Annotated in this window: 7 protein-coding genes; 4 read left to right on the top strand and 3 right to left on the bottom strand. The window is 66.7% G+C overall.

What is annotated here, in order from left to right:
• Positions 1-290: 290 nt before the first annotated feature.
• From FHW84_RS21600 to FHW84_RS21590, 3 genes are all read left to right on the top strand, one after another.
• The gene (locus FHW84_RS21600) at positions 291-1034 is read left to right on the top strand and encodes an AraC family transcriptional regulator (RefSeq protein WP_208399914.1); all 744 of its coding nucleotides are present in this window, start codon (positions 291-293) and stop codon (positions 1032-1034) included.
• A 74-nt stretch (positions 1035-1108) separates the two neighbouring features.
• Complete coding sequence (locus FHW84_RS21595; RefSeq protein WP_167258275.1) at positions 1109-1726, top strand: LysE family translocator; 618 nt, start codon at positions 1109-1111, stop codon at positions 1724-1726.
• 295 nt (positions 1727-2021) lie between these two features.
• Positions 2022-3155, top strand: a complete 1134-nt coding sequence (locus FHW84_RS21590; RefSeq protein ID WP_167258273.1) for a hypothetical protein — start codon at positions 2022-2024, stop codon at positions 3153-3155.
• Positions 3156-3255: 100 nt separating this feature from the next.
• Here FHW84_RS21590 and FHW84_RS21585 read toward each other — a convergent pair whose 3' ends face one another.
• The 3 genes from FHW84_RS21585 to FHW84_RS21575 all read right to left on the bottom strand — a co-directional run bounded on the left by FHW84_RS21585 (position 3256) and on the right by FHW84_RS21575 (position 5974).
• Positions 3256-4848: a carboxylesterase family protein gene (locus tag FHW84_RS21585; protein ID WP_167258271.1), complete on the bottom strand. Its 1593-nt coding sequence runs from the start codon at positions 4846-4848 to the stop codon at positions 3256-3258.
• 133 nt (positions 4849-4981) lie between these two features.
• Positions 4982-5416, bottom strand: a complete 435-nt coding sequence (locus tag FHW84_RS21580) for a hypothetical protein (RefSeq protein WP_167258269.1) — start codon at positions 5414-5416, stop codon at positions 4982-4984.
• Positions 5417-5587: 171 nt separating this feature from the next.
• A complete protein-coding gene (locus FHW84_RS21575; protein ID WP_167258266.1) occupies positions 5588-5974 on the bottom strand; it encodes a VOC family protein in 387 nt (128 codons plus the stop codon).
• 213 nt (positions 5975-6187) lie between these two features.
• Here FHW84_RS21575 and FHW84_RS21570 point away from each other — a divergent pair, with 213 nt between their 5' ends.
• The gene (locus tag FHW84_RS21570; protein WP_167258264.1) at positions 6188-7174 is read left to right on the top strand and encodes a sterol desaturase family protein; all 987 of its coding nucleotides are present in this window, start codon (positions 6188-6190) and stop codon (positions 7172-7174) included.
• The last annotated feature ends 21 nt before the right edge of the window (positions 7175-7195 follow it).

The raw sequence follows: 7195 nt of genomic DNA, 5'->3' as shown, positions 1-7195 counted from the left end.
CCCCCTGCGGGGGCCTTTTCGTCCAGCCCTCACCGCCGGCGCCAAGGGGACCCGGTAGATCAAGAGCAACAGCGGAACGCCGCGGCTGCGCCGCGTGCTCTTCGCTCGATTGTCGCCGCGCCCTCCATCCCCCTCTCCCCGCCGGGGAGAGGGTTGGGGTGAGGGGCCGGGCGGAGCCGTGAGCTGAGGGCCGAGAAAGCCTATGCTTAGGTTCTATCGCCGCAGCGCCCGATCGCCTCGTGCCGAAGAAAATCCACCAGGTAGTGCAACTCCGCTCCGTCCTTCCCGGCGTGGAAGCTCTGTCCCTGCTCAGCGAGCACAGCTTCCCCCGTCATGCCCACGATCAATTCGGCCTCGGCGTGATCACCGCGGGCGCACAGAAGTCCTGGAGCGTGGTCGGCGCGGTGCAGTCGGTGGCGGGCGACGTGATCATGGTCAATCCCGGCGAGGTGCATGACGGGGCGCCGATCGATGGGCCGCGCGGCTGGCGGATCGCCTATCTGGAGCCCGCGCTGGTGGCGCGGGAACTGGCAGCGGAATTCGGCGGCAGCGACGTCGTGCTCCAGCCGGTGGCGCACGACCGCGGCCTGGCGCAGCAAGTGACGCAGCTGCTGGAAGCGCTGCCATCGCCGGGCGGCCACGCCGACGAACTCCTGCTGGCCTGCCTGGTGCGGGTGGTGAAGCAGCATCGCCTCAGCGGGCCACGACTGGCCTGCGCTTCGCCCTCGGTGGCGCGTGCCTTGGAATGGATCGACGCCGAGCCCGCTGCCGAGACCTCGCTGTCGGAGCTGGCGGCCGCGTGCGACGTGAGCCGCTTCCAGCTGATCCGCGGTTTTCTGCGCGACGTCGGCACCACGCCGCATGCTTACCGCATCCAGTGGCGCGTGCGCCTGGCGCGCCGCTACCTGCGCCAGGGCCATGCCTTGGCCGAAGCCGCGCAGCTCGCCGGCTTTGCCGATCAAAGCCATCTGACCCGCGCCTTCCTGCGCCAGTTCGGCATCACGCCGGGGCGCTACCGCGACGCGCTGCGCTGAGCGCGCAATTTTCTTCAAGACCGTCCGCGCTTCCTTTGCGATGGTCGCGCCTCCCTCGTTCAAGGAGAGGCTGCATGAGCGTTGCATTCCTGCTCACTTCATTGCTGGTGGTGGCATCGCCCGGCACCGGCGTGCTCTACACGGTGTCGACCGGACTGTCGCGCGGTACGCGGGCCAGCCTGCTGGCCGCGCTCGGCTGCACGCTGGGCATCGTGCCGCATATGGCGGCCGCGGTATGTGGCCTGGCGGCGGTGTTCAAGGCCAGCGCCGTGACGTTCGAGCTGCTCAAGTACGCCGGCGCGGCTTATCTGCTGTACATGGCGTGGCGCACGTGGCGGGATCGCAGTGCGCTCGATCCTGATAACGCCACCGCCGCGCGCTCGCCATTGCGCATCGTGGCCTCGGCGATCCTGCTGAACCTGCTCAACCCGAAGCTGCCGATCTTCTTCCTGGCCTTCCTGCCGCAGTTCATGGCCAGGGACGATGCATCGCCGGTCGCCAGCCTGCTGCAACTCGGTGGCATCTTCATGCTGATGACCCTGATCGTGTTCGCGATCTATGGCGCGTTCGCGTCCTTCATGCGGGCGCACGTGCTCGAGCGCCCGCGAGTGACGACGTGGTTGCGACGCGTGTTTGCCCTGGGTTTCGCCGTCCTCGGATTGAAGCTGGCGCTTGCCACCACCCGGATGTAATCGACGGAAAAATGCGCTTCGCGGAATGTGTGAGCGCGTCGACAGCCAGGCCGCCCGGCCCCACATATACACTGTGTATAGTCATTTTGACTCGGGCTTCACCAAGCCCGCGGGGGCCATCCATACCGCTCATGTCGCCTTGCCTGTCACAGGCAAGGCCGCTGTCTCGTCCAGTCATCAGTTTCGCGGCAGCCGCTTGCCGCGAAGCGCCGTACATCCGTGGTTGGAAGTCTTCATCCAAGGCCGGCGGTTCGCCGCGCCGTGTTCCCACCTTGAAGTCCACAAGGAATCAGCCATGCACTCAGCGCGTACCGTTGCCTGTTCCCAGCTGTTCACCGCCGTTCTGCTGACGCAGATACCCTTCGCGGCGCATGCGGCGCCGCCCGGCTCCGATCCGCTGAGCCGCTACGCGACTGCCGCCACCGCGCTCACGGCGCGGCCCAACGACGGCTCCGGCTACTGGCCCGACTTCTCCAATACCGGCTATGCCAATACGCCCGCGAATACCGGCGGCCTGGGGCTGGGCGCGTATCCGGGACACCTCACCGACTACGCCGCGAGCATGAGCGCGAGCAAGCCGATCATCGTCACTTATCCGGATCACAGCGTGATCGCCTTCACCCGCTTCCTGGCCTCGAAAGTGGTGATCTACGGCGACGACCTCACCTTCGTCGGCTGCCTGTTCGAGGGCAAGAGCCCGAACGACAATCTGGTGCAGCTGTATGCGGCCAGCAGCGTCACCTTCCGCTATTCCACCTTCAAGCCCAGCGCCTATGCGCTGCCGCCGGGCAACGACGGCACGGTGTCCTCCTCGCACACCACGCCCGGCACGCCGTTCAAGCAGTCCTGGCAGCTGGTCACCACCATGAACGAAGCGGTGGCGACGATGGATCACAACGATATCTGGGGCAATGCGGGCCTGGAGATGACCACGGGCTTTCCGGACCGCCCGTCGACGTGGACCAACAACTACATCCACGACGCGGCCGACACCTCGCACAACGTCTACCACCACGACGGCATCGGGCCGCAGAGCGAGGGCGACGGCGGGCCGATGATCATCGACCACAACACCATCGCCTCGCTGGGCAATACCAATGCGCTGGCGCTGCAGGGCGACGGCGTCTACGACCGCATCAGCTTCACCAACAACTATGTGTCCGGCTATGGCTATGCGCTGAGCTTCGGCGTGAAGAACAACGCCACCAACCTCACGGTGACCGGCAATGTGTTCTCGGCGGAGCTGAAGGAACTGTGGGGTCCGGTGTACGGCGGCCTGTGGGGCGGCATGGCGCAGGGATCGGTGTGGCGCAACAACGTCTACCAGGCGCGGCCCGGCGACGGCAATACCAACCTGTCGCCGGCTGACAACGGCCGCTATTGGTGGCCGACCGACGATGTGAGCCACGCGGAAGACTACGCGGACTGAGACTCCCTCCGCCGCCCGCAGGTTGGGGTGAGCCAAAGGCGAACCCCAACAAACACCGCAGCTTGCCGCAACGTTGGGGTTCGCTGCGCTCACCCCAACCCTAGAGATGCTCGCCGGCCAGCGCGCGCTGCAGGAACTCGTAGCGCGCCGCATCGCGATCGACCTGCGTACGCGTGTCCGCGCCGATGGTCTGGCGCAGCAGGCCGCCATCCTTGTCCGCCGCGGCCGGCCAGTGCGGCAGGCCGGGGCCGTTCGGCGTGCCGGTCTTGATGAACTGCGCCCAATAGCCCTGCATGGTTTCGGAGACCTGGCGATCGGTCTGCGTCCACGCATACACGGCATTGCCCGGCAGATTGCCCAGCGCGTACTCGATTTCGCCGCTGTGCACCGCGCCGGCATTCGGGCCGGCGCTGCCGTCGCGCTTGGCCGGGCGTGCCTGGTTGAAGAAGTAATAGAACACCGGCGCCTGTCCGGTCTGGCGATGGGCGCGCATCCACGCCCAGGTCGAGTAGGCGATGAACTTGTCGCCCGCGAGCGCCGTGCCATTGGCCTTGATCTGCGCCTCGTTCGTGCCGGGATAGAGCTTGAGCGCGGCATCGGCGTGTTCGCCGAACTGCTTCTGTACCGCGGCGCGGTAATGGGCCGGATCCGGCGCGGCCTTGTCGAGCAGGTTGACGTAGCTGCCTTCCTGCGAGTTGGCGCCGAGCAGCAGCGGGATATGCGCCTGCTCGCCGGCCGCATAGATGGCCGTGGGCGAGCGGGGCAAGAAATAGCCGTCGACGGTGGGGCCGAATTCCGGCACGTCCTTCTGGCCGGCGGCATCGAGCAGCGACTGTGCGCTGGCCTTGCGCAACTGCTGCAGCGAGCTTGCGTTGACGCGCCGCGCGAATGCGCTGCCTTCCTGCAGCGTCTGCGCCAGCGGGCGTGGCTCGAGATTGCCGAGCACGGAGCCGCTTTCGCCGATCGCCCCGCGCATCAGGCCTTTCGACAACGGTGACGCCATCAGCGCCGACACCGACATGGAGCCGGCCGACTCGCCGCCGATGGTGACCTGGTCCGGATCGCCGCCGAACGCGGCGATGTTCTGCTTCACCCAGGCCAGCGCCGCGGCCTGGTCGAGCAGGCCATAGTTGCCGGCGGCGTGCTGCGGCGATTCGGCGGCCAGCTCCGGCGTGGCAAGAAAGCCGAACACGTCCAGGCGGTAGTTGACCGTGACGGTCACGATGCCGCGCTGGGCCAGCGCCGCACCGTCGTAGCGCGGCTCCGAGCCGTCGCCGCCGACGAAGCCGCCGCCGTAGAAATACACCAGCACCGGCAGCTTCTTGCCGGCACCGTTCGCGGGCGCCCACACATTGAGGTACAGGCAGTCCTCGCTCATGCCGTCGGAGCGGAACACCATGTCGCTGAAGATCGGGCGCTGCATGCAGCGCGGGCCGAAGCGGTCGGCCTTGCGTGCGTCCTTCCATGCCAGCGCCGGTTGCGGCGGTTTCCAGCGCAGCGGGCCGACGGGCGGCGCGGCGTAGGGAATGCCCTTGAACTCGTTCAGGCCGGTTTTCGCGTCGTGGATGCCGGCAAGGCGGCCGGTGGCGACGGTCGCCACCGGCGGTGCATCCGCGGCAAGCAACGGGGAGCAGGCCAGGGTGAGTGCGAGCACAAGGCCAAGGCGGCGCGGCAACGAGTAAGTATCGGGCATGTTCGAACCCCTCAGTGGGAAAGGCGAGGCGCCCGATCATCGCGCATCGCCGGCATCTGACGAAGCCCAAGGCTTATCAGATATCGGCCATGCCGCCTTATGTTTTTTCCGCCGGGGCGAGCGCGCGGGGCGCTCAGGCCGCCGAACTGACCAGCCCGCCGCTGCTGCTGCCGCTCTCGGCCATGATCGCCGCGGCCAGCCTGGCCACCGTCTCGGCGATCTGCCCCATGGTGGTGGCCACGGCGGACTGCAGCGCGGCGATGCGCGGCGCATTGGCCGGATCGTTGTCCTTGTCGCGCGCCACCGCCGAGCGCAGCTGGCGTTCCTGCTGCGCGAGCTGCTTCTGCAGGCGTTCGAGCTGCTTGCGCAGCGTCTGCACCGTGATGCTGCCGCTGTCCGAATCGCTGCTGCTCTTGCTGGCCGACGGGCGCGTGCCGGAGGTCGCGGCGCTGAGCGTGGCGGTGACGGAATGGCTCTTCGGCGAGCTGGCGGCCTGCGCCGTGGCGGCGCCGCCGGGTTTGACGGGGAAGGGCGCGATCGCGCCGGACAAACTGAAACTGACGTTCACTCGGGTTCCTGCTCAGGCTACGCAGTCTGCATCGGCCGATGCGCGGCGGACTTGAGTACCGCCACGAACGGGCGGTGCGCATCCTTGCGCACGAGCGGTTGCACGACCAGGCTAAACTACATTCAATTATTATTGTAATTTATTGACTTTAAAGATTAAAAAATCCCGGAACTACATGCCGGCCGGCGGTTCCCACAACTCCACCTTGTTGCCCTCCGGATCGACGATCCAGCCGAACTTGCCGTAGTCCGACTCGTCCACCTTGTCCTCGACCTGCACGCCTTCGGCACGCAGCGCGGCGAGCAGCGCATGCAGGTCGTCGACGCGGTAATTGATCATGAAAGAGGACTGGCCCGGGGCGAAGTGATCGGTGTCCGCGGCGAACAGGCTCCACGCCGTGGTGCCGCCGCCATCGGGATTGTCCGGTCCCTTCCAGCGAAAGGCGGCGCCGCCCCAGGCCTGCACGTCGATGCCCAGATGGGTCTTGTACCAGGCGCCGAGCGCCTTCGGATCCTTGGCTTTGAAGAAGATGCCGCCGATGCCGGTGACTCGCTTCATGGCTTGCTCCCATGCGGATGGGCAGGAAGGCGCCGCGCGCATGCGGGCCCCGCTGCAAAGGGCGGCACGATAGCGCTGCCGCCGCGCGGTCCGCAACGCCGCGCACCGCGCGCAGCGGCGGCGCGTGGAGGGCTCAGCTTGCTTGTATGCAGGATTGGATCGTGACAAGTTAGCGTGCGATCGACGCCTGCGCCGTCACCGCCGAGGGGCTGCATGCTTGTCCTGGACTGGATCCGCCATCAGCTGGCCGATTTCTTCGGCCTGGGCGCCTGGCTGGACGTGATTGCGTCCGGCAACTACCGGAGCCTGCTCACCGTCGATGGCTTCGGCAAGCTGCTGGGTCCGATCATCCCGCTGCTGCTGGTGTTCGAGCTGGTGCGCGGCGTGATCCTGCGCCGCACCCGGCGCGAGGATTACCAGGTGCCGCTGCTGGTGATGGTGCTGAACCGTTTTATCGGCAGCTTTCTCACCATCGCCATGGTCGGTTTCTGCATCGGCCTGTTCAACCGGTTCGCGCCCTTCCAGGCGGGCTTGACCTGGTACGGACTGATTTATGGCTATGTGGTGTGGGAGCTGGCGCATTTCGTCTATCACTTCCTGGCGCACAAGGTGCGGCTGCTGTGGTGCCTGCATTCCACGCACCACGCGCCGGTGGCCATGAACCTGTCGGTGAATTACGCGCATATCTTTCTGGAAGGCCCGTACGCCGATTTCGTACGCACCAGCATCTGCATGCTGCTGGGGGTGAGCCCGCCGCTGCTGATCCTGATCATGATCATCGACAGCTTCTGGGGCCAGCTGATCCACCTGGGCGAGAACGTGCTGCCCAAGGGCAAGCTGGGCCCGCTGCATCGCGTGCTGCTGACGCCTTCGCATCACCGCGTCCACCACGCGCGCAACGTGCTCTACATGGATACGAATTTCTGCAATCTGCTGCCGATCTGGGACCGCGTGTTCGGCACCTACATGGATGCGCGCGACGATATCCGGATCGAATACGGCATCACGCGGCCAGTGAAGCGCTACAGCGTGCTCGATGCCTATCTCGGCGAATTCTGGCTGCTGGGCCGCGACGTGTGGCGCGCGCCAGGGCTGCACAACAAGCTGCTGTACCTGATCATGCCGCCGGGCTGGAGCCACGACGGCGACCACCACACCGCGAAGGTGGCGAAGGCCGCGCTGCTGGCCAGGGGCGAGTGATCGACCGGCGCCCGCAGGGGC

The organism is Dyella sp. SG562, from assembly GCF_011759495.1.
GTDB lineage: Bacteria > Pseudomonadota > Gammaproteobacteria > Xanthomonadales > Rhodanobacteraceae > Dyella_D > Dyella_D marensis.
Note: the sequence above shows the minus strand (reverse complement) of the source record. Positions and strands in the feature narration are given on the sequence as shown.